The 20,720-nt window shown below is 64.4% G+C and carries 17 protein-coding genes; 9 read left to right on the forward strand and 8 right to left on the reverse strand.

The window, feature by feature from the left end; genetic code table 11:
- Window positions 1-7: 7 nt before the first annotated feature.
- Entirely contained in the window at window positions 8-2,752 is a 2,745-nt protein-coding gene (locus WC704_RS07545; protein ID WP_372889548.1) for a [protein-PII] uridylyltransferase, read from the reverse strand.
- Window positions 2,753-2,933: 181 nt separating this feature from the next.
- Here WC704_RS07545 and WC704_RS07550 point away from each other — a divergent pair, with 181 nt between their 5' ends.
- Window positions 2,934-3,620, forward strand: coding sequence for a GNAT family N-acetyltransferase (locus WC704_RS07550; protein ID WP_372889301.1), 687 nt, complete (start codon window positions 2,934-2,936; stop codon window positions 3,618-3,620).
- A 2-nt stretch (window positions 3,621-3,622) separates the two neighbouring features.
- On the opposite strand, the gene mutS is transcribed toward WC704_RS07550, so the two are convergent.
- Together mutS and WC704_RS07560 are read right to left on the reverse strand one after the other, a co-directional pair.
- Window positions 3,623-6,196, reverse strand: a complete 2,574-nt coding sequence (mutS, locus tag WC704_RS07555) for a DNA mismatch repair protein MutS (RefSeq protein WP_372889549.1) — start codon at window positions 6,194-6,196, stop codon at window positions 3,623-3,625.
- A 76-nt stretch (window positions 6,197-6,272) separates the two neighbouring features.
- Window positions 6,273-7,025, reverse strand: coding sequence for an SDR family oxidoreductase (locus tag WC704_RS07560; RefSeq protein ID WP_372889302.1), 753 nt, complete (start codon window positions 7,023-7,025; stop codon window positions 6,273-6,275).
- Between the two features lie 100 nt (window positions 7,026-7,125).
- Here WC704_RS07560 and WC704_RS07565 point away from each other — a divergent pair, with 100 nt between their 5' ends.
- The 3 genes from WC704_RS07565 (at window position 7,126) to WC704_RS07575 (ending at window position 11,058) form a co-directional block, all read left to right on the forward strand.
- Window positions 7,126-7,512 (forward strand): winged helix-turn-helix transcriptional regulator, encoded by a 387-nt coding sequence (locus WC704_RS07565; protein ID WP_372889303.1) that lies wholly within the window; start codon window positions 7,126-7,128, stop codon window positions 7,510-7,512.
- 59 nt (window positions 7,513-7,571) lie between these two features.
- Window positions 7,572-9,830, forward strand: a complete 2,259-nt coding sequence (locus WC704_RS07570) for an NADP-dependent malic enzyme (protein WP_372889304.1) — start codon at window positions 7,572-7,574, stop codon at window positions 9,828-9,830.
- Window positions 9,831-10,143: 313 nt separating this feature from the next.
- Window positions 10,144-11,058 (forward strand): VacJ family lipoprotein, encoded by a 915-nt coding sequence (locus WC704_RS07575; protein WP_372889305.1) that lies wholly within the window; start codon window positions 10,144-10,146, stop codon window positions 11,056-11,058.
- Here the strand turns inward: WC704_RS07575 and WC704_RS07580 are convergent.
- Window positions 11,055-12,125, reverse strand: a complete 1,071-nt coding sequence (locus tag WC704_RS07580) for a sensor histidine kinase (protein ID WP_372889306.1) — start codon at window positions 12,123-12,125, stop codon at window positions 11,055-11,057. The genes WC704_RS07575 and WC704_RS07580 overlap by 4 nt on opposite strands.
- Window positions 12,126-12,393: 268 nt before the next feature.
- Here WC704_RS07580 and WC704_RS07585 point away from each other — a divergent pair, with 268 nt between their 5' ends.
- Window positions 12,394-13,689, forward strand: a complete 1,296-nt coding sequence (locus WC704_RS07585; protein WP_372889307.1) for a glycoside hydrolase family 130 protein — start codon at window positions 12,394-12,396, stop codon at window positions 13,687-13,689.
- A gap of 40 nt (window positions 13,690-13,729) precedes the next feature.
- Window positions 13,730-14,350 (forward strand): TIGR02281 family clan AA aspartic protease, encoded by a 621-nt coding sequence (locus WC704_RS07590; protein WP_372889308.1) that lies wholly within the window; start codon window positions 13,730-13,732, stop codon window positions 14,348-14,350.
- A 25-nt stretch (window positions 14,351-14,375) separates the two neighbouring features.
- On the opposite strand, the gene WC704_RS07595 is transcribed toward WC704_RS07590, so the two are convergent.
- Window positions 14,376-15,164, reverse strand: a complete 789-nt coding sequence (locus tag WC704_RS07595; protein ID WP_372889309.1) for an SDR family oxidoreductase — start codon at window positions 15,162-15,164, stop codon at window positions 14,376-14,378.
- A 136-nt stretch (window positions 15,165-15,300) separates the two neighbouring features.
- Complete coding sequence (locus WC704_RS07600) at window positions 15,301-16,446, reverse strand: acyl-CoA dehydrogenase family protein (protein ID WP_372889310.1); 1,146 nt, start codon at window positions 16,444-16,446, stop codon at window positions 15,301-15,303.
- A gap of 171 nt (window positions 16,447-16,617) precedes the next feature.
- Between WC704_RS07600 and WC704_RS07605 the strand changes: the two genes are divergently transcribed.
- Window positions 16,618-17,451 (forward strand): SDR family NAD(P)-dependent oxidoreductase, encoded by an 834-nt coding sequence (locus WC704_RS07605; protein ID WP_372889311.1) that lies wholly within the window; start codon window positions 16,618-16,620, stop codon window positions 17,449-17,451.
- On the forward strand, window positions 17,448-18,878 hold the full coding sequence (locus tag WC704_RS07610) for an MFS transporter (RefSeq protein ID WP_372889312.1): 1,431 nt from the start codon (window positions 17,448-17,450) through the stop codon (window positions 18,876-18,878). Before WC704_RS07605 ends, WC704_RS07610 begins: the two co-directional genes overlap by 4 nt.
- On the opposite strand, the gene WC704_RS07615 is transcribed toward WC704_RS07610, so the two are convergent.
- Window positions 18,875-19,327 (reverse strand): hypothetical protein, encoded by a 453-nt coding sequence (locus WC704_RS07615; RefSeq protein ID WP_372889313.1) that lies wholly within the window; start codon window positions 19,325-19,327, stop codon window positions 18,875-18,877. The genes WC704_RS07610 and WC704_RS07615 overlap by 4 nt on opposite strands.
- Window positions 19,328-19,529: 202 nt before the next feature.
- On the opposite strand from WC704_RS07615, the gene WC704_RS07620 reads away from it, so the two are divergent.
- Complete coding sequence (locus tag WC704_RS07620; protein WP_372889314.1) at window positions 19,530-20,078, forward strand: CHAP domain-containing protein; 549 nt, start codon at window positions 19,530-19,532, stop codon at window positions 20,076-20,078.
- Window positions 20,079-20,106: 28 nt separating this feature from the next.
- Here WC704_RS07620 and msrB read toward each other — a convergent pair whose 3' ends face one another.
- Window positions 20,107-20,610 (reverse strand): peptide-methionine (R)-S-oxide reductase MsrB, encoded by a 504-nt coding sequence (gene msrB / locus WC704_RS07625; protein ID WP_372889315.1) that lies wholly within the window; start codon window positions 20,608-20,610, stop codon window positions 20,107-20,109.
- Window positions 20,611-20,720 lie beyond the last annotated feature (110 nt).

A 20,720-nucleotide genomic window follows, 5' to 3' on the forward strand; every position in this document is an offset into this window, starting at 1 on the left:
CGCAGGGTCAGGCTGCGTCCGCCATGCGTTCGCCCGCCGCCGCGCCGAGCAGTCGTCGCTCGATCGTCTTCAACCGGCTTGCCGCAGCGATTTTGTCGCCGGTCAGGTCGGTCAGATAGAAGGTATCGACCGCGCGCTCGCCATAGGTTGCGACATGCGCCGAATGGATCGTGACCTTGGACTGGAACAGCGCGTGCGCCAGTTGATGCAATAAGGCCGGTCGGTCACGCGCGTTGATTTCGATCACGGTAAAGCGGTTCGACGCCTTGTTGTCGATCAGCACATTGGGGGCAATCGCGAACGCTTCCGCGCGCGGGCGCGACAGCGGCTTGGCCATCAGCCGGTCGATCATCTTGCCGCGATTGGCAAGGGCGTCCTCGATTGCCTGTTTCAGCCGCGCGAGCTGCGCGCTCTCGTCGAACGGGCGACCAAACGGGTCCTGCACCAGGAAATTGTCGAGCGCCATGCCGTCGCGCGTGGTGTGGATGCGCGCATCGATGATGTTGCCGCCAGCCACGCTGATCGCGCCGGCAATGCGGTAGAACAGCCCCGGATGATCGGCGGCGTAGACCGTGACCAGCGTCGCGCCGCGCTCGGGATAGACTTGCGCGCTGATCGAGAGTTGTGCGTCACCCGCTTCGGCGATCAGCCGCGCGTTGCGTGCGATCACGTCCTCGGGTTCGGCCACCCAATAGGGTTCGGGCAAGCGGCGAACGAGCCGTTCGAAGTGCCCCGTATCCCAGCCGAGCAGCGCCTGTAACGCCTCCTGCTTGGCGGCGATACGCTCGCCGCGGCCTTTTTGCTTGTGGCCCAGCCGCAGCACTTCTTCGGCGGATTCATACAGGTCGGACAGCAATTGCCGCTTCCACCCGTTCCACACGCCGGGGCCGACCGCGCGGATGTCCACCACCGTCAGCGCCAGCAGCAGCCGCAGCCGCTCGGGGCTTTGCACGGCTTCGGCGAAATCGAGGATGGTCTTGAAGTCCGACAGGTCGCGCTTGAACGCAGTCGCCGACATCAGCAGGTGATAGCGCACCAGCCAGGCGACGGTTTCGGTCTCCGCCGGGCTCAGCCCGAGACGCGGGCACAATCGGTGCGCGACTTCGGCACCCAGCACCGAATGATCGCCGCCGCGCCCCTTGGCGATGTCATGCAGCAGCACCGCGACGTACAGCGCGCGGCGCGAGACGATCTGCTTGAGCACTGCCGCGCACAACGGATGGTCGGCATCGAGTTCGCCATGTTCAATCCGGCTGAGCAGCCCGATCGCGCGAATGGTGTGCTCGTCCACCGTATAATGGTGGTACATGTCGAACTGCATCTGCGCGACGACACGGCCAAAATCGGGCACGAACCGGCCAAACACGCCCGCTTCGTTCATCCAGCGCAGCACCGTTTCCGGGTCGCGCGGCGAGGTAAGCACATCGAGGAACAGCGCATTGGCGGTCGGGTCCTGCCGGATGTCGTCGGCGAGCTTCGCGTCGCGTGCAGCGGCGCGCATGGCGAGCGGGTGGATTTCCAGCCCGTGCTTGTCGGCGAGCGCGAACAGCTCGATCAGCCGCACGGGTTTTTCGGCAAGAAAGGCGTCATTGGGGATGGCCAGCCGACCACGAATGACGGTGAAGCCGTTCAACTTGCGCGGCGAGCGCCGCAGTACCGGCAAGCCAAAGCGTCGCCCGCGTGCCGCAAATTTCTCGTCGAGATGCGCCAGGAACACGCCCGTCAAATCGCCCGCGGTACGTGCTTGCAGGAAGTAATACTGCATGAAGCGCTCGACCTTGGATTTGCCGGGGCGGTCGGCAAAGCGCATCCGCTCGGCAATCTCGCGCTGCAAATCGAAGGTCAGCCGGTCCTCGGCGCGCCCCGAAATGGCGTGGAGGTGGCAGCGCACCGCCCACAGAAAATTCTCGGCGCGGTGGAACTGGCGATATTCGTCGCGGCTGAGCAGCCCCGCTTCGACCAATTCCGCCGGTTCGGTGACGTTATAGGCGTATTTGCCGATCCAAAAGAGCGTGTGCAGATCGCGCAGGCCGCCTTTCGCCTCCTTCACATTGGGTTCGACGACATAGCGCGTGTCGCCCATCTTGTGGTGGCGCACGTCGCGCTCGGCGAGCTTGTCGGCGATGAACTGGCGCGCGGTGTCGGCCTGCACCTCGGCCTTGAAGCGGCGCGCGGCCTCGTCATACAGCGCCTGGTCGCCCCACACATAGCGCGCCTCGAGCAAAGCAGTGCGGATCGTTACGTCGCTCTTCGCCTGACGCACCATCTCGTCGAGCGAGCGGCTGCTGTGACCGACTTTGAGGCCGAGATCCCACAAGGCATAGAGCATCGTTTCAATCACTTGCTCGGCCCAGGGTGGTTGTTTGCCCGGGGTAAGGAAGCCGACATCGACGTCCGAATAAGGGGCCATCTCGCCGCGTCCATAGCCGCCAACCGCGATGATCGTGATGCGCTCTGCCGCCGTCGGGTTGCTGGCCGGATACAGCCGTTGGACCGTGAAATCGTACAACAGGCGCAACAATTGGTCGATCAGGAAGGCTTGGCCCGCCGCTGCTTCGAGCCCGCGCGAGGGATATTCGATCAGCCGTCGCCCGATCTCGGTACGCCCGGCGTCGAGCGCGTGTTTGAGCAGCCCGGTGGCGGCGTTGCGCAGCGCATTGCGATCCCCCTCCAACGCGGCGAGCGCATCGGCGACGGTACGCCGATCGATGATCGAACGACGTTGCGGCAGGGATTCAAAGCGTGGTGGCATCCGCTCCAGATAGGGGGTCGTGCGATCCGCGTCCACGCGCGATGCGCCGGGAGTGGGGAGGCCGCGCCTGAGCCTTGTCGCGCCATTGCGCGATGATGCACATGGGCAGGCAATGACGACAGCGTGGTTTGGCGGCAATTGGCGGGATGCGCCACGCGTTGTTTCTGTGTGTAAGGGACCGATGACCAATATGTCGTTTACGCCGCTCGACCGCCCGGTCTGGCACAGTCTCACTGGCCGCCAGGCTGCGCTCGCGACCGGCGATGCCCGCGCGCTGCGGTTCCGGCCCGATGTCAATCTGTTTGGTGATGCTGCCGATGATTCGCCCGAGGCGCTGGCGGCTTTGGCCGCGCTCATTCCCGAAGAGGGAACGCTCGGCCTGATCGGCGCGGGGCCGGCTGTGCCGCTGCCTGGTACGACGGTCGTTTCCGAACGGTGGATCAACCAGATGGTCGCGACGCGGCTGCACCGTGCGGCGCGCGCCATCGAGATTGTGCGCTTGGGCGACGGCGATGCGCCCGAGATGCTGGCGCTGGCAACGCTGACCGCACCGGGGCCGTTTTTCGCGGCGACGCATCTTCAAGGCGGGTATGTCGGCGTGCGACGTGGCGGGCGGCTGGTCGCGATGGCGGGCGAGCGGATGAAGGTGCCCGGTTTCAGCGAAATTAGCGCGGTCTGCACCCACCCCGATTTTCGCGGGCAGGGTTTCGCCCGCGTGTTGATGGAAGCGGTGATCGCGCCGCTGATCGCGGGTGGCGAGGGGGTGTTCCTCCACAGCTATCCCGACAATCCGGCGGTGGCGCTGTACCGCGCGCTCGGTTTCGAAACGCGGCGGGAGATGACCTATACGGTGATCGCACGGGCGTAGTTTTACGCTCGCGCCAGCGCCTTCAGCCGGTAGAGTGTTTCCAGCGCCTCGCGCGGGGTGAGCGCGTCGACATCGAGCGTCTCCACTTCGGCGCGGATCGTGTCGGCTGGCTCTTCCTCGACCTCTATCGCGGCGGCGAAGAGGGGGAGATCGTCCAGCCCGGCGGCCAGCCCGCCGGTCTTGGCGCGGCCCGCTTCCAGCTTGGCGAGCACCGCCTTGGCGCGCGCGATCGTCGCAGGCGGTAGCCCCGCGAGCCGCGCGACCGCGAGGCCATAGCTGCGATCGGCCGGGCCTTCGGACACTTCGTGCAGCAACACCAGCTCGCCCTTCCATTCGCGCGCGCGGACATGGTGGAGGGTGAGCGCGTCACAGCGTTCGGCGAGCCGAGTCAGTTCGTGATAATGTGTGGCGAACAGGCAGCGGCAGCGATTATCGTCATGGATCGCCTCGACCACCGCCCACGCAATCGCGAGCCCGTCATAGGTCGAGGTGCCGCGCCCGACCTCGTCGAGGATGACGAAGCTGCGCGGCGTCGCTTGCGCCAAAATCGCGGCGGTTTCGACCATTTCGACCATGAAGGTCGAGCGACCGCGTGCGAGATTGTCCGACGCGCCGACGCGGCTGAACAACCGGTCGACCAGCCCTAGTGTTGCTGATGTCGCGGGTACATAGCTACCCGCTTGCGTCAGCACGGCAATGGCGGCGTTCTGGCGCAGGAAGGTCGATTTACCGCCCATATTGGGGCCGGTAACGAGCCATAGCCGCGAGTCTTCCGACAAGCGGCAATCATTGGCGACGAAGCGTTCGCCGCGCTTGGCCAGCGCATCCTCGACCACCGGGTGCCGCCCACCGATGATGTCGAAACCGGCGTGTTCGATCAGCTCGGGCCGCGCCCAATCACCCTCCGCTGCGCGCTCGGCATGGCTGGCCGCGACATCGAGCCGCGCCAGCGCATCCGCCGTCGCCGCCACCGCCTCGCGCCGGTCGAGCGCGGCGGCAATGAGGTCTTCGAGATGCGCCGCCTCGGCGGCCAATGCGTGTGCGCCCGCCTGCGTTACCTTGGCGGCGACTTCGTGCAGTTCGGGCGCATTGAAGCGCACCGCGCCCGCCATCGTCTGGCGGTGGATGAAGCCGCTCTCGGGTTTCATCAACCCGTCCGCCGCGCGTGCGGGCACCTCGATATGATAGCCGAGCACGCCATTGTGGCGGATCTTGAGCTGGGCGACGCCGGTGCGTGTGCGATAGTCGGCCTCAAGCGCTGCGATCGCGCGCCTGCCGCCCGCGCCCGCATCGCGCAGGTCGTCGAGCGCGGCGTCATAGCCCGCAGCGATATAGCCGCCATCCGAGGCATCGATTGGCGGGGAGGGGACGAGCGCGCGCGACAATAGATCGATCAGCGCGCCATGCCCGCGCAGGCGCGGAGCAAGGTCCTTCAGCAGCGCGGGCGGTTGATCGATCCGGTCGAGCCGCTCGCCCAGCCGCCATGCGCCATCGAGCCCGTCGCGCAATTGGCCGAGATCACGCGGCGAACCGCGCCCCGCCGCCAACCGCCCGAGTGCGCGCCCGATATCGGCCATGCTGCGCAGCGTGCCGCGCAGCGATTCACGCAAGCCGCTATCCTCGGCGAGCAGCGTGACCAGATCGTAGCGCGCCTCGATCCGGCTGCGTTCCATCAGCGGCGCGCCGAGATCGGCGGCGAGCAGGCGTGCGCCTGCCGCCGTTACCGTGCGGTCGATCGCGTCGAGCAAGCTGCCCTTGCGCGCGCCGCTCGTCGTCTGGGTCAGTTCCAGGCTCTCGCGGGTGGCAGCGTCGATCGCCATATGCTGCGCGCTCTGTCCCAGGCGTGGCGGGCGCAGGAAGGGCATTGCGCCCTTGGCGGTGTGATCGAGATAGGCGACGAGCCCGCCCGCCGCCGACAAGGCTGCACGGTCGAACTGGCCAAAACCGTCGAGCGTCGCGACGGCATAGAGGTCCTTCAGCCGCGTCTCGCCGCGCGCGCTGTCAAACTCGCCGCGCGGGCGCAGCATCGTCGCCATTTCGGCAAAGCCGCTCGCTTCGGAGGCGATGGTTTCCGCCGGGGCGAGGCGGGCGAGTTCGGCGCTCAATCCGGCGGCATCGCAGGCGATCAGCTCGAACCGCCCGGTCGAAATATCGGCGGCGGCAATCGCGATCGCGCCGCCCGCTTCGCCGATCGCCACGCACCAATTGGCGGTGCGCGCGTCGAGCAGCGCCTCCTCGGTCAGCGTGCCCGCCGTGACCACGCGGACGATTGCGCGCGACACCAATGTCTTGCCCGCGCGCTTCTTGGCTTCGGCGGGGCTCTCGGTCTGCTCGGCAATGGCGACGCGGTGCCCGGCCTTGATGAGCCGCGCTAGATAGGCATCGGCAGCATGGGCTGGCACGCCGCACATGGGGATCGGCACGCCGTGATGCTCGCCGCGCGTGGTCAGCGCGATGTCGAGACAGGCGGCGGCAACCTTCGCATCGTCGAAGAACAATTCGAAGAAATCGCCCATGCGGTAGAACAGCAGGCAATCCGCCGCCTCGGCCTTGAGCGCGAAATACTGCGCCATCATCGGGGTGGGAGCGGGGGTCGGTGCTGGCGCCATCGCCGTCTGATACCGCCCGCCCTGCCGAAAGGAAACCGCCGCGTCAGTGTTGCTGGTTGAGCGCGGTAAAGACCGCGTCATACCGCCCCTCACGCTCGGCATCGCGCAGGAATTTGACGCGCGCCACCGTGTTCTCGGGCCCATGCGGATTGGCCTCCAGCAGCGCCATTGTCTCGGCGATATAGGCGTCGAGCGGCATCGAATTGGGGTTTTCGGCATGGCCCGGCATCAAATCGGTCGCGACGGCGGGGGGCGCGATTTCGATCACATCGATTCCCGTATCGGCAAGTTGCGTGCGCAACGACTGCGACCAGCTATGGATCGCCGCCTTGGTGGCGCTATAGGTCGGCGTCGCCACCAACGGCACGAATGCCAAGCCCGAGGACACGGTGAGGATCGCGGCGTTGGGCTGCTTGCGAAGGTGCGGCAGCAAGGCGGCAGTCAGCCGGATCGGCCCCAGCAAATTGGTCGCGATCATCGCTTCGGCGTCGTTCAGGTCATAAGGCTGCACGGTCATGTCCTCGGCACGCATGATCCCGGCATTGTGGATCACGACATTGAGCGTTGGATAGTCGGCCGCGACGGTAGCCGCGAACCGCGCGATGTCGGCTGCGTCGGAGACGTCGAGCAAGGCAGTGCTGATGCCGGGTACGTCGCGCGCCAGCGCCTTGAGCGGCTCGGCGCGGCGGCCAGCGACGATAACGCGGTTGCCGCGCGCGTGAAAGTGCTCGGCGAGCGCGCGGCCGATGCCGGTGCCGCCGCCGGTGATAAGGAGGGTGTTGCCGCTGATGTTCATGGTTGCTGCTCCCGTTGCTTGGTTGACAGGCGGCATAAAAACTGCGCTTTCCATTGGAAAGTAGGCACGTAAAAGTGCGGTACTTACCAACAGGAAACCAATGGCCGTTTCGCACCAATATCCTGAAGATCTCGATCCACGCGTCGAGGCGCTGGTCACCGAGGTGATCGGCCGCGTCGCCGACAAATGGACGATGATCGTGCTGGAGGTGCTGACCGAACATGGCGAGCTGCGTTTCTCGCGCCTGGCGCAGCTTGCCGAGGGAATCAGCCAGAAGATGTTGACCCAGACCTTGCGCCAGATGGAGCGCGACGGCCTGGTAATCCGCACGGTCCATCCCGTCATCCCGCCCAAGGTGGAATATCGGTTGACCGATCTGGGGTTTACGTTGTCCGAGGCGTTTTGCGGGGTGTGGGTGTGGGCTGCGCATAATGTCGATCGCATCACCGAGGCGCGTCGATCGTTCGATGGTCGTAGCCGCGACTAGGGGCGTTTCCATTCGCCCAAACTGTTTCTAAGACAACGCCGATCCAGGAGGCCGCCCGCATGACCGAAGACTCGAACGTCCAATTTTCCGAGCGTGAGGCATTGCTGTTCCATTCGGAAGGTCGACCGGGCAAGATCGAGATCGTCGCGTCCAAGCCAATGGCGACGCAGCGCGACCTGGCGCTGGCGTATTCGCCCGGCGTCGCGGTGCCGGTGCTGGCGATCGCCGCGGATCCAAGCCTCGCTTATGATTATACCGCCAAGGGCAATCTGGTCGCGGTGATCTCGAACGGCACCGCCATCCTTGGTCTCGGCAATCTCGGCGCGCTGGCGTCCAAGCCGGTGATGGAAGGCAAAGCGGTGCTGTTCAAGCGCTTCGCCGATGTCGATGCGATCGATATCGAGCTGAAGACCGAGGATGCCGACCGGTTGATCGATGCGATCGAGTTGATGGAACCGAGCTTTGGCGGCATCAACCTGGAAGACATAAAGTCTCCCGAATGCTTCATCATCGAACAGACCTTGCGCCAGCGCATGAACATTCCGGTGTTCCATGACGATCAGCACGGCACCGCGATCATTTGTGCGGCGGGCCTCATCAACGCGCTGTTCCTGACGGGGCGTGACATCAAGGACACCAAGGTGGTGATGAACGGCGCGGGCGCAGCGGCGATTGCATGTGCCGAACTCATCAAGGCGATGGGTTTGCCGAGCGACCAGTTGACGATGGTCGATCTGGGCGGAGTGATCTATCAGGGGCGTGCCGACATCAACCAATGGCAATCCGCCCACGCCGTCGCCACCGACAAGCGCACGCTGACCGAGGCGCTCGATGGCGCCGATGTATTTGTCGGCTTGTCCGCTGCGGGTGCGCTGCCCGCCTCGGCGCTGATGAAAATGGCCCCCAAGCCGATCATCTTCGCAATGGCCAATCCCGATCCCGAAATCACCCCGCCCGAGGCCAAGGCGGCGCGACCCGATGCGATCATCGCGACCGGGCGTTCGGATTATCCGAACCAGGTCAATAACGTGCTCGGCTTCCCCTTCATTTTCCGCGGTGCGCTCGACGTGCGCGCGACGACGATCAACGACGAGATGAAACTGGCCGCAGCGCGCGCGCTCGCGGCGCTCGCACGGCAGCAGGTCGCCGAGGAAGTCGCGGTTGCTTACGGCGTGCGCCACACCTTTGGCCCCGATTACATCATCCCCGCGCCGTTCGATCCGCGCCTGATGGAGATCGTTCCCGTTGCCGTCGCCAAGGCGGCGATGGATTCGGGCGTCGCGACCAAGCCGATCCTCGATCTGGAGGCATATCGCCAGACGCTGAAGGCACGGCTCAACCCGACCACTTCGGTGCTGACGCTGGCTTATGAAGGCGCCAAGGCGCATCCCAAGCGCGTATTGTTCGCCGAGGGTGAAGAAGAAGTCGTGCTGCGTGCGGCAATCGCGTTCAAGGATGGCGGCTATGGCACGCCGGTGCTGGTCGGCCGCGACGATGTGCCTGAACGGTTGCGCGCGCTCGGCGTCAATGATCCCGACAGCTATGAATTGCACAACAGCCGCAATTCGCCGCTGGTGCCGCGCATGGTCGATTTCCTGTACGAGCGGCTGCAGCGGCGCGGCTATCTGCGTCGCGATTGCGAACGCATGATCAACCAGGATCGCAACATCTTCGGCGCGGTGATGCTGCAATTGGGCGAAGCCGATGCGATGATCACCGGCATCACGCGCACGTACGCGCATACGATGCGCGAAATACGCCGCGTGATCGATCCCGAAGTGGGGCGGACGCCGTTCGGCATTCATTTGATGGTCGGGCAAAGCCACACCGTGTTCATGGCCGATACGACCGTCAACGAACGCCCCAATGCCGAAGAACTGGCTGACATCGCCGAGCAGACCGCCTTGGTCGCCAAGCGCATGGGGCATGAGCCGCGTGTCGCCTTCCTCAGCTATTCGACCTTTGGCAACCCCGAAGGCAATTGGCTCGACGATATCCGCGCGGCGGTGAAGGTGCTCGACAAGCGGCAGGTCAGTTTCGAATATGAAGGCGAAATGGCACCCGACGTTGCGCTAAACCCCAAACAGCTTGCCAATTATCCGTTTGCGCGCCTGTCGGGCCCGGCCAATGTGCTGATCATGCCGGGGCTGCAATCGGCCAACATTTCGGCCAAGCTGTTGCGTGAATTGGGCGGTGATGCGGTGATCGGGCCGATGCTGGTCGGCATGGAGAAATCGGTACAGATTGCGCCGATGACGTCGACCGCGAGCGAGCTCGTTACCCTGGCGGTGCTGGCTGCGGGCGGGATCGCCCGCTGACCGCTGCGAGGTTTGTGTCCGCAGCAAGGAGCACGTCGGCAGGTTCGAACCGAGGTGGTCGATACCCTGTGCGGGTTTGGCTGACCATCTCGCCCAACGGGCGCAGACATTACTCAAAAGAAAGGTGAGGAATTTCATCCCTGGCGTCGTCACAGAGATAATGATCCCGACGATATTCCAGACCGACCTGTCGACTGTATATTAGGAAACGACAATTGGCGTCTTCCCAAGAACTGCGACAGAGGGGGTATCCTGATTGCCAGACTCGTCGGTCTTGGCACATGCCGTTTCGGCACCCGGCGGGAGGGGTTTCGTGAGCGTTCCGATATGGTTTGCGGCGATGCTGGGGGCAGGGGCACCGGTCGAGGATGGCAGTGTGGTGGCGATCCTCCCGCCAACCTCCGCCATGCCTGCCACTATGCAGCGAGCGCCCGCTCCGCCGGCTGAATCAGCGGGCTTGTCCCTGGCAACCGACCCGGCTTCTGCACCGCTGCAAGCCGGCGCGGAACCGCAAGACATCGTCGTTACCGCGCGCTCGCGCAGCGCACCCAATGATCCGATCGCGGCCATCAATGGCGAGTCCTTCGCCGCTACGCAAGCCGTGGACCGGGCGTTGGTCGGCCCGCTTGCGCTGGCGTATAAGCGCACGATGCCGGACTCCGTGCGCAGCGGCATACGCAATTTCCTGTACAATCTGCGCGAACCCGTGGTGTTCCTGAACTTCATGCTGCAGCACAAGCCCGGCAAGGCGGCGGAAACGGTCGGTCGCTTCGTGGTCAATTCGACGGTGGGGGTTGGCGGCGTGTTCGACATGGCCAGGCGACGCCCGGTCCATTTGCCGCGCCGTCCGAATGGCTTTGCCGATACGATGGGCTTTTATGGCGTCAAGCCGGGGCCGTTCCTGTTTTTACCCTTGATCGGGCCGACCACGCTGCGCGATTTCGTGGGCGATACAGTGGATCGGTTTGTGTTGCCGCTGGCGGTGGGCAAGCCCCTCAACAAGCTGGCCTTCACGCTACCAACAAGTATCCTGGGTGTCGTCGACCGGCGTGCCGAGCATGATGAGGAACTGCATCGGCTGCACGATGGCCCGACCGATCCCTATCTGGCGACGCGTGCCTTTTATCTGCAGCGGCGTCAGGCCGAGATCGATGGCCTCCACGGCAAGCATCGCACCGCGCGATTGCCGGCCATACCGGCTACGTCCGGGGCGGCCCCCACGCCTTAAATGGCGGGCACGGGTGTCGATGCGGGATTGGTTGATGAAACCGACGCAGGATGGTGCGCGAGGGTAACGCGTGTTCCGGGGGCCGTATCCGATACGGTAACGATGGCTTCCAACTGCTTGGCGAGCGCCTGGACGATATTGGTGCCAAGCCCAGCCTTGGCCTCGGTCGGCTCCGCCGACATGCCGACGCCATCGTCACTGACCGATAGCGACCAATCGGCTCCGCTACGGGTATAATCGACCGCAATTGTACCGTGACGTCCGCCCGGAAAAGCGTGCTTGAGCGCGTTGATGACGAGTTCGGTAACGACCAGGCCGAAGCTGACCGAAATGTTGGCCTGAACCTGCTGGCGGGCACTGCTCACTTCGATCGAGATTTGGTCGTGATCGTGGATCATCGACGCGCCGATGCTTTCGCACAGTTGTTGGAGATAAGGCCCGATGTCGACCTTATCGACCGAGGCCACCGCCAATTGGCGCTGAATCGCGGCGACCGACATGACACGGCTGTGCGCATCACGCAGGTGGCCGCGCACCTCTTCGGATTGCACCTTGCGGGCACTTTGCAACAATACGCTGGCGATGATTTGCAAGCTGTTGGCGACGCGGTGCTGGAGCTCCTGCAGCAGCACGCTCTTGTCGCGGACCAGATCGTCGGTCATTTTTTCGGCGATGCGGGCGTCGGTCACGTCGGAAATGGCGAGCAACAGTCGCGGTTCGGTGCCCGCGCCGTAGCTCAGCTTGTGGGCGTTCAGCACGAGGCATAAGGTTTCGCGACCTTCGCGCTTTAGGTCGAATTCGTAATTCTTGACCTCGGCCAAGCCGGAGGCCGTCGCCTTCAAGAGCGATTGAAGCTGCGGGATCGCCCACTCGCCATGCCCGACGGCGGAGAACGTCATGCCGACAATCGTTGTCGGGTCGATCTCGAACGCGTGGCAGAAAGCATCGCTGGCGGCGACGACCACGCGATCCCCATCCAGCAGCAGGACCGGGGCATGGGAAGAACCAACCACCGCCAACGCGAGATTGAGGCCGATTTCGGCATTAGGATCGTATGAAGATTGCATCGGAACCCTTTCGGTCCCGGACTTTCCTTGCGAAAGCGGTTCGGGTGGTCAAAGTTGACCTCAGTTCGACTGTAGCACGCCTGCTGGATATCCTTGCACCCATTCGCGTGTTCGCGCGGTTACCCCGTGATCGAGGCTTCGCGGCGCGCTCCTGTCGTGGGGGGGGGCGAGGACAGGACAGCGCGGCGAAGGTGATTGGATCGTCCGGCTCGCTTGGGCGTTCAGGCGGGCCGGAAGGCGAACCTATGATCCAGACGAAAGGAATGTAATGGCGGATGCTCAACCCGGTCTCGACCATAGTAGCATCATCTTGCGGCCCGATCCGTCGCGCACCGTGGTACGACCATTTTCGTTGGATTATCCTGTTACATTTCAAACAGAAGGGCATAGTCGGACGCAAGTGATCGTCGATCGCGTGCTGACATTGAGCGGGGATGCTCTCGCCGCTGAATTGGCCCGCATCGTCGATTCGCTTGATGAACGTCATCGCGATGTCGATGCCATGCTGTTGCGGCGCTATGATGAGGTGGTTGCAGCGTTGCCGTCGCCGCCTGTCGCCTGTGAGGGGCAGCGCCGCCTGATCGGCGCGTATTTCAGCGAAGAATTCTCCTATGAGGCGGCGGCTTTGTTCAACCCCAGCGCCGTTATCGCGCCCGATCAGGCCGATGTGCCCGACGGCGGCGTGCGTTTCGTGCTGTCGCTGCGCGGGATCGGGGAGGGGCATGCCTCCTCGGTCGCCTTTCGCACCGGGAGTTGGGTGCCGGGCGGCGCGCTCAAGATCGATCCGCCAAGCCTGGTCGCGGTGCCGCCGATTATCGATGGTACGGATGTCGAGGCAGGCGGGGTGGTGATGCTCCACTGTGGCGGCAGCCGCGATATTTCGGAGACGGTGCTGTTCCCGGTGCTGCCGAGCCAACGCCAGGGAATTGAGGATTTACGGCTCGTCCACTTTACCGAAGAAGATGGCACAACCGCGTATCACGGCACCTACACCGCCTTCAGCGGCGCGGCGGCGCGCCCGGAATTGCTGTCGAGCGATGATTTTCGCAGCTTCACGATGCGCTCGCTGACGGGTGATGCAGCAGGTGCCAAAGGCATGGCGCTGTTCCCGCGGCGCGTCGGCGGGCGGTTTATGATGCTGGGGCGGCAGGACAGCGAAAGCATCTGGCTCCATGCCTCCGACCACATTCTGCATTGGGCGGGCGGGGGCAAGATCGTCTCGCCGCGCTACCCGTGGGAGTTTGTGCAGATGGGCAATTGCGGCTCGCCGATCGAAATCGACGAGGGCTGGCTGGTGTTCACCCACGGCGTGGGGATGGTGCGCAATTACTGTGTCGGCGCTTGCCTGCTCGACAAGGCCGACCCGTCGCGCCTGCTGGCGCGCACGCCCGCGCCGATTCTGACACCAAGCCCGCTCGAGCGCGACGGCTATGTGCCCAATGTGGTGTATAGCTGCGGCGTGCTGGCGAAAGGGCGCGATCTGCTGATCCCTTATGGCGTGGCCGACAATTTCACGGCGTTTGCGACGACCACGGTTGATCGGCTGCTTGCGGCGATGGCTTAGTCAGCCTTCATAAAGCTGCGCCCGCTATTATATTCGGGTGGTGAACGCGTTTCCTGATCTTGGGCCCCACGGCCCGCTTTATCTGCTGGTCGCCGGCGTCGTGGCGGTGATGGTGCTGGCGCGGCGCGTGCCGGTGGTTGGGCGGTTTGTCGCTTTTGTGGTGACCGCTGGATGTATGGTTCTGGTCGCTTTGCTGGTGATGGAGCGCGCGCCGCTCGACCCGACCTTCGCCCGCGTGGCGCAACGCTTCGATCTTGGCGGGCAGCGTGTCGTGGGCAAGGAGATGCGCGTTCCGATGGCGGCGGACGGGCATTTCTGGGTGCGCGTGAAGCTCGGCGGGATCGAACGGCGGATGCTGGTCGACAGCGGTGCCACGGTCACCGCGATTTCAGCCGACACCGCCGCCGCAGCGGGGATCGAGCCGAGCGATTCGCTGATGCCGGTGATGATGCAGACCGCCAATGGCACGGTGACGGCGCAAGCCGCGACCGTGCCGGAACTGCGCATCGGCAATGTCGTTGCGCGCGATTTGCCGGTGGTGGTGTCGCCCGCCTTTGGCGACATGAACGTGGTGGGGATGAACTTCCTCTCGCGCCTCAAATCCTGGCGCGTGGAGGACGGGGTGATGATCCTGCAACCCCACCACCCCCAAACGGCCTGATGTATTCTTCCCACCGGGGGAAGGATTAGGCGTCGATGCTCGTGCCGAGCGCGGCGTGGACCAGCCCGCCATCGACGGTGATGGTATCGCCCACCACATAATCGCCCGCGCGACTGGCAAGGTAGATCGCGGCACCCGCCATATCCTCATCGACGCCGATGCGCTTGGCGGGGATGCTCTGCGCGATCGCGGAACCGTGGTCGCGCGCGGCCTTGTTCATCTCGCTGGCGAACGCTCCGGGTGCGATCGAGGTGACGTTGATGTGATCGGTAATGAGCCGCGCCGCCATCCGCTTGGTAAGGTAGATCAGCGCGGCTTTCGACGCCTGGTAACTGTACGTCTCCCACGGGTTGAGCCGCTGGCCGTCGATCGAGGTGATGTTGATGACCTTGGCGGGTCGCCCGGCGCTGGCGGCGGTTTTCAGCGGGGCGTGCAGCGCCTGAGTCAGGAAGAAGGGGGATTTGACGTTGAGGTCCATCACCTTGTCCCAGCCTTTTTCGGGGAACACCTCGAACGGCTCGCCCCAGGCGGCGCCCGCATTGTTGACCAGAATGTCGAGCCGGTCGGTATGCTCGGCCAGTTGCGCGGCAAGCGCCTTGCACCCGGCCACGGTGGACACGTCCTGCGGCAACGCGATGCACTTTTCGCCCAGTTCGTTGGCGGTTTCGAAACAGGCATCGGCCTTGCGCGACGAGATGTAGACGGTCGCGCCTTGGGCGATGAAGCCGGTCGCGATCATCTTGCCGATGCCGCGCGAGCCGCCGGTGACGAGGGCAATGCGACCGTCGAGCCGGAACAGGGTATTGGTGTCCATTTTTTTCTCCTGATGGCTCCCCTCCCGCTGCGCGGGAGGGGCTGGGGGAGGGGAGTGCGTCCCACAAGCGTGGCGCTCGCAATACTGCCCTCCCCTAACCCCTCCCGCACAGCGGGAGGGGAATGTGATTGCTGATTTATCCTCCGCGCTTGATCGTTTCGCGCGCGATGATGAGTTGCTGGATCTGGCTGGTGCCTTCGTAAATGCGGAACAGCCGCACGTCGCGGTACAGCCGTTCGATCCCGTAATCGGCGATGTAACCCGCCCCGCCGAAGATCTGCACCGCGCGGTCCGCCACACGCCCGACCATCTCGCTCGCATAATATTTTGCCGCCGCCGATTCCATGACGACGTCCTTGCCCGCATCCTTGGCCGCCGCCGTCTCCAGCACCAGCGCGCGCGCGGCGAGCGCTTCGGTCTTGCTGTCGGCGATCATGCCCTGGATGAGTTGATGCTCGGCGATGGGCTTGCCGAACTGCTTGCGCTCGGTGGCATAGGCCACGCAATCCGCGATCAACCGCTCGGCCACCCCGACGCACACCGCCGAAATGTGGAGCCGCCCGCGATCGAGCACGCGCATCGCGATCTTGAAGCCTTCGCCCTCGGCCCCGAGCCGGTTCTCCACCGGCACCACGACATCGTCGAAATGCACGTCGGCGACCTTCGCGCCCTTTTGCCCCATCTTCTTTTCGGGCTCACCGATGCTCACGCCCGCCAGCGTGCGCGGCACCAGAAACGCCGACACGCCGCGTGCGCCGGGATCGTCGCCGGTCCGCGCCATCACCGTGAACAGATCCGCCTTGTCGGCATTGGTGATGTAGCGTTTGGTGCCGCTCAGCCGATAGGATTGGCCGTCAAAGGTCGCTCGCGTCTTCACTGCGCCCGAATCCGAGCCGACATCGGGCTCGGTCAGGGCAAAACTAGTTATGATCTCGCCGCTTGCGATGCGCGGCAGCCACATATCCTTTTGCGCCGCATTACCCGCCATCACCAACCCTTGCGAGCCGATCCCGACATTGGTGCCAAAGGTCGAGCGGAAGGCGGGGGTGGTGCGGCCAAGCTCGATCGCGACCTTGGCTTCTTCGAGCATGGTCAGGCCAAGGCCACCATATTCCTCGGCGATCGACAGGCCGAACAGGCCCATGTCGCGCATTTCGTGGACGATGTCGGCGGGGATCGCGTCGGCGTCCTCGACCGCGCCCTCGAGCGGCCGGAGCCGCTCCGCGACGAAGCGTCGCACGGTTTCGATCAGCGCGTCGAAGGTTTCGGGGTCGAGTGCCATGATCTCTCTTCTCTGCGCCATCATTGCGGAACGGGGCTTGGCGGCAGTGGTAGGGAAATGCCGGGATCGTCGCAAGGCCGCACCAAACCCAAAATTCCAAAAATACCACGGCAGCACGGATTGACCGGCCCATAGCCCGTACTAAGGTGACAAAAAATACAGGAGAGTGAGATGCGTTTTGCGGGCAAGCGCGCCGTCGTCACCGGCGGAGCTTCGGGAATCGGACGCGCCACCACGCTGCGGCTGGTGCGCGAAGGGGCGGAGGTGTGGATCGGCGATGTCGATGTCACCGGTGGGCAGGACCTCGCCGAAACCTCCAACGGGCGCATTCATTTTCTCCGCACCGACGTGACCGAGGTTGCCGACATCGCCGCCTTGCTGCAGGCTGCGGACGATGCCGGGGGCATCGATGTGCTGTTCAACAATGCCGGGGCGGGCGGGGCGCGCGAGACGATCGACGCGATTTCGCCCGAGGATTGGGATCGCACGCAAAGCCTGCTGCTGCGCTCGGTCGCGATGGGCATCCGCTATGCCGCCCCGCTGATGACCGCGCGCGGCAAGGGCGGGGCGATCGTCAACACGTCGTCGATCGCAGCACTCCAGACCGGCGCAGCACCGACCGCGTATTCGGTGGCGAAAGCCGGCGTATTGCATTTGACGACGCTTGCCGCCGCTGACTTGTCGCAGCATAACATCCGCGTCAACGCGGTGTGCCCGGGCTTCATCACCACCAACATCTTCACCTCGGCACTCGGCATTTCGGGCGAAAAACGCGTGATGGCCAATGGCATGATCGAACAGGTTGCAGCGCACGCGCAGCCCTTGCAACGGGCGGGCACCGCCGACGACATCGCCGCCGCCGTCGCCTATCTGGCGAGCGACGATGCAGCCTTCGTTACCGGTACGCGCATCGTCGTCGATGGTGGCATGACGATCGGCCCGCGCCACAGTTGGGACCCGAAAACGCCATCACTCTTTTCCAGCCTTGAGGCGTTTACCGCGTGACCACGCCGCTCGCGATCCCGGCGGCGCGACGCCTTGGCGCGCGTAGCCGCTGGTCGTTCGGGCTCGGTTCGATCGCTTATGGGGTGAAGGACAGCGGCTTCGCGACCTTCCTGCTGCTGTTCTACAATCAGGTGATCGGCCTACCCGCCGGGCTGGTGGGCGTGGCGATCATGGCGGCGTTGGTGGTCGAGGCGTTTGTCGATCCGCTGGTCGGTTATCTGTCGGATCATACGCGCGGGCGCTGGGGACGGCGGCATCCGTGGATGTACGCCTCGGCGCTGCCGGTGGCGGTCGGATGGCTGCTCTTGTGGAACCCGCCGCATTGGTCACAGACCGCGCTCGGTTTCTATGTGTTTGGCAGCGCGCTGTTGGTGCGGATCGCCTTGTCGGCGTTCGAGATTCCGTCCTCGGCGCTCGGGCCCGAACTCAGTTCGGACTATGACGAGCGCACCCGGATGTTCTCCTATCGCTATCTGTTCGGCTGGGGCGGCGGGTTGGCGATGTTAGCGCTGGCTTATGGCGTGTTCCTGGTGCCCGACGCGACGCATCCGGTGGGGACCCTCAACCGCAATGGCTATGCCGGTATGGCGACGCTGGCGGCGGTGGTGATGGCGGTATCGATCGTGGTGTCGTCGATTGGCTTGCACCACGAAATCCCGCTGCTGCCGCAAATCCCGAAATCGCAGGAGACGCTGGCCGAGCATTTTGCCGACTTTCTCCGGACCGTCCGCAATCGGGGTTTTTTGATCCTGATGGCGGCAGGCGTGTTCGCCTATACAGCGCAAGGCGTGTCGTTCGCGCTGTCGACGTATATGTATCAGTTCGTCTGGCAATTTGCGGGCGGCGATTTCAATTGGCTTTCGCTGGCGCTGATGATCGGGGCACTGGGAGCGTTCTTTCTGGCCCCTGCGCTGACCAAGGGCGGCGACAAACCCCGCATCGGCATGATCGCGTCGTTCGGTAGCGCGGTGCTGCTGGTGGCGCCTTATGTGCTGCGGCTGGCGGGCTGGTTTCCGGAGCCGGGCTCGCCACTGCTGCTGCCGGTGTTGCTGACGATCTTTGCGGCCAATACGGCGTGCGCTGTGTCGGCCTTCATCCTGGGGGCGGCGATGCTGTCGGATGTGGTGGAGGAATCCGAAGTGCGCACCGGTAAACGATCGGAAGGCGTGTTCTTTGCTGGCGGGTTTTTCGTGCAGAAGCTCGTCGGCGGGCTCGGCATCTTCATGGCCAGCGCAATTCTGGCGTTTGCGCAATTTCCACAGGGCGCGCGCCCCGGAATGGTGCCGACCGAGACGCTCGACCGGCTGACGATCGTGTTTATCATACTGGAGCTCGCCTTTTACGGCATGGCGGGGCTTTGCTACGCGCGCTTTCCGTTCGGGCGCGCCGATCATGATGCGCGGCTGGCTTCGGCGGCGCGGGGTTAGCCGGCGACGGGGCGGACGAAACCGCTCAACACCCAGCCCGATTTGCAAGGCCCTGTATAAGCCCGCGCACTGGCCAGCGTTGCGCCGACGCCGCAATCAAGCTGCGGTGAATCCGCAGGCGGGACCACGACGCCCTGCCAGCGTTGGTCGAGCGAGCGCTGACACAGGAACAGTTTCGCACCCTCGCCAAGCCGGGCGACTTCCTCCGCCTCGGCAAAGGGGGCGGCGCGCAGCGGAAGATACGCTTCGCCCTCGGGCGACAGGTTCACCACCACGCCGGAGCTGGCGCAGGCTGGATACGCCGGGCCACCTTCGCCGACGCGCACGGCTTGCACGCCTGGGGTGAGTGTCGTGGTATTGCTCTGATAAAGCGACGGATCGTTGCTGAACGCGCCTTCCCGCGAGCAAGCGGTCAAAAGCAGGGTGATCGCCAGGATGCTGCGGTTCATGGTTGATTCTTAGCGGAGTGCTGGCCGGTTGGCGAGCGGGCATCATCCGAAAGCAGAGTTTCGGTGGCGGCAACAAGCCACCCATCGTGCGACAAACTCACTTCGTCGGAAATGGTTCCGTTCGGCGCGTGGCGGGGTTTCCAACCCGGCTATGAACTGCTTTGAGACACTCAACGAATTCATCGCGACCTGAGGGGGTCACATGACAATCCGGACTTTGGCAGCGCGTTTTGCGCTGGTGGTATCTTGCGCCCTGATGACGGCGACCCCGGCGATGGCCCAGTTCTGGCAGTGCGCGCCTTATGCGCGGATGATTTCCGGTATCGAACTTCGCGGCAATGCCAATACCTGGTGGGGCCAGGCTGCCGGTCGCTATGCGCGTGGTCATGCCCCCAAGGTCGGTGCGGTACTGGCCTTCGCTTCGACCAGCCGGATGCGCCTTGGCCATGTCGCGATGGTCAGCGAAGTTATCAACGATCGTGAAGTTCTGCTGACCCACGCCAATTGGTCGCGCCGCGGCGGCGTGGAGCGCGATGTGCGCGCGGTGGATATCTCCGAGAACGGCGACTGGACCCGCGTCAAGGTTTGGTACGGCCCGCAGGGGGGGCTCGGTACGTCGGCCTATCCGACCAAGGGTTTCATTTACGCTGGACATGCGCCGCTGAACGATCAGGGCGATGATGTGATCGATCCCGCCGCCAAGGCGCCGATCATTTTGGCTTCGCTCAGCCAGGGGTCGACGCGCTTCTAAGCCGCCGACCCCGCTGCGTCGGCAGGCGTTATGCCTTGCCGGGCGTGAAGCTCAGCGCCACGCCGTTCATGCAATAGCGCTTGCCCGTTGGCTGCGGGCCATCATCAAACACATGACCGAGGTGCCCGCCGCAGCGGCGGCAATGGACTTCGGTGCGGGTGAAGCCAAGCGAGCTATCCTCACGCGTGCGCACCGCATTGGCGAGCGGCGCCCAGAAGCTTGGCCAGCCCGTGCCGCTGTCGAATTTCGTCTTGGACGAAAAGGCCGGGAGCGCGCAGCCCGCGCACGCGAAAACCCCTGCGCGATGTTCGCTGTTGAGCGGGCTGGTGAAGGGGGTTTCGGTGTTTTCATGGCGCAGCACGGCGTAAGCGGCTGGCGACAGTTTCTTGCGCCAGGCGGCGTCGTTCAACACCACTTCGAAATGCTCGGGAGGGGTGGCCGAGGCGCCTTTGCAACCGAACAAGACGACGGCGGCGGCACCAGTGCCTGCGAGGGTGAGGAATTGGCGACGGTGGGGCAACAGGGCTTGCATCGGTGGGTCCTTTTTCGGGCTTCATGCCGTTATACGCTGGTCGGCACGCAATAGTTACGCACCTGCCTTCCCGGCGGATGCAGCAGGCCGGAACCGGATGTGATTTCGCG

It is taken from the genome of Sphingomonas sp. (assembly GCF_041661885.1).
Lineage (GTDB): Bacteria > Pseudomonadota > Alphaproteobacteria > Sphingomonadales > Sphingomonadaceae > Sphingomonas.

What these genes read in the sequence shown, in the direction of transcription:
- WC704_RS07605 (WP_372889311.1), top strand. Translation starts at nt 16,618, where the DNA reads ATGCGTTTTGCGGGCAAGCGCGCCGTCGTCACCGGCGGAGCTTCGGGA.
- WC704_RS07565 (WP_372889303.1), top strand. Translation starts at nt 7,126, where the DNA reads ATGGCCGTTTCGCACCAATATCCTGAAGATCTCGATCCACGCGTCGAG.
- msrB (WP_372889315.1), bottom strand. Translation starts at nt 20,610, where the DNA reads ATGCAAGCCCTGTTGCCCCACCGTCGCCAATTCCTCACCCTCGCAGGC.
- WC704_RS07585 (WP_372889307.1), top strand. Translation starts at nt 12,394, where the DNA reads ATGGCGGATGCTCAACCCGGTCTCGACCATAGTAGCATCATCTTGCGG.
- WC704_RS07620 (WP_372889314.1), top strand. Translation starts at nt 19,530, where the DNA reads ATGACAATCCGGACTTTGGCAGCGCGTTTTGCGCTGGTGGTATCTTGC.
- WC704_RS07600 (WP_372889310.1), bottom strand. Translation starts at nt 16,446, where the DNA reads ATGGCACTCGACCCCGAAACCTTCGACGCGCTGATCGAAACCGTGCGA.
- WC704_RS07570 (WP_372889304.1), top strand. Translation starts at nt 7,572, where the DNA reads ATGACCGAAGACTCGAACGTCCAATTTTCCGAGCGTGAGGCATTGCTG.
- WC704_RS07615 (WP_372889313.1), bottom strand. Translation starts at nt 19,327, where the DNA reads ATGAACCGCAGCATCCTGGCGATCACCCTGCTTTTGACCGCTTGCTCG.
- WC704_RS07550 (WP_372889301.1), top strand. Translation starts at nt 2,934, where the DNA reads ATGACCAATATGTCGTTTACGCCGCTCGACCGCCCGGTCTGGCACAGT.
- WC704_RS07560 (WP_372889302.1), bottom strand. Translation starts at nt 7,025, where the DNA reads ATGAACATCAGCGGCAACACCCTCCTTATCACCGGCGGCGGCACCGGC.
- mutS (WP_372889549.1), bottom strand. Translation starts at nt 6,196, where the DNA reads ATGATGGCGCAGTATTTCGCGCTCAAGGCCGAGGCGGCGGATTGCCTG.
- WC704_RS07580 (WP_372889306.1), bottom strand. Translation starts at nt 12,125, where the DNA reads ATGCAATCTTCATACGATCCTAATGCCGAAATCGGCCTCAATCTCGCG.
- WC704_RS07595 (WP_372889309.1), bottom strand. Translation starts at nt 15,164, where the DNA reads ATGGACACCAATACCCTGTTCCGGCTCGACGGTCGCATTGCCCTCGTC.
- WC704_RS07545 (WP_372889548.1), bottom strand. Translation starts at nt 2,752, where the DNA reads ATGCCACCACGCTTTGAATCCCTGCCGCAACGTCGTTCGATCATCGAT.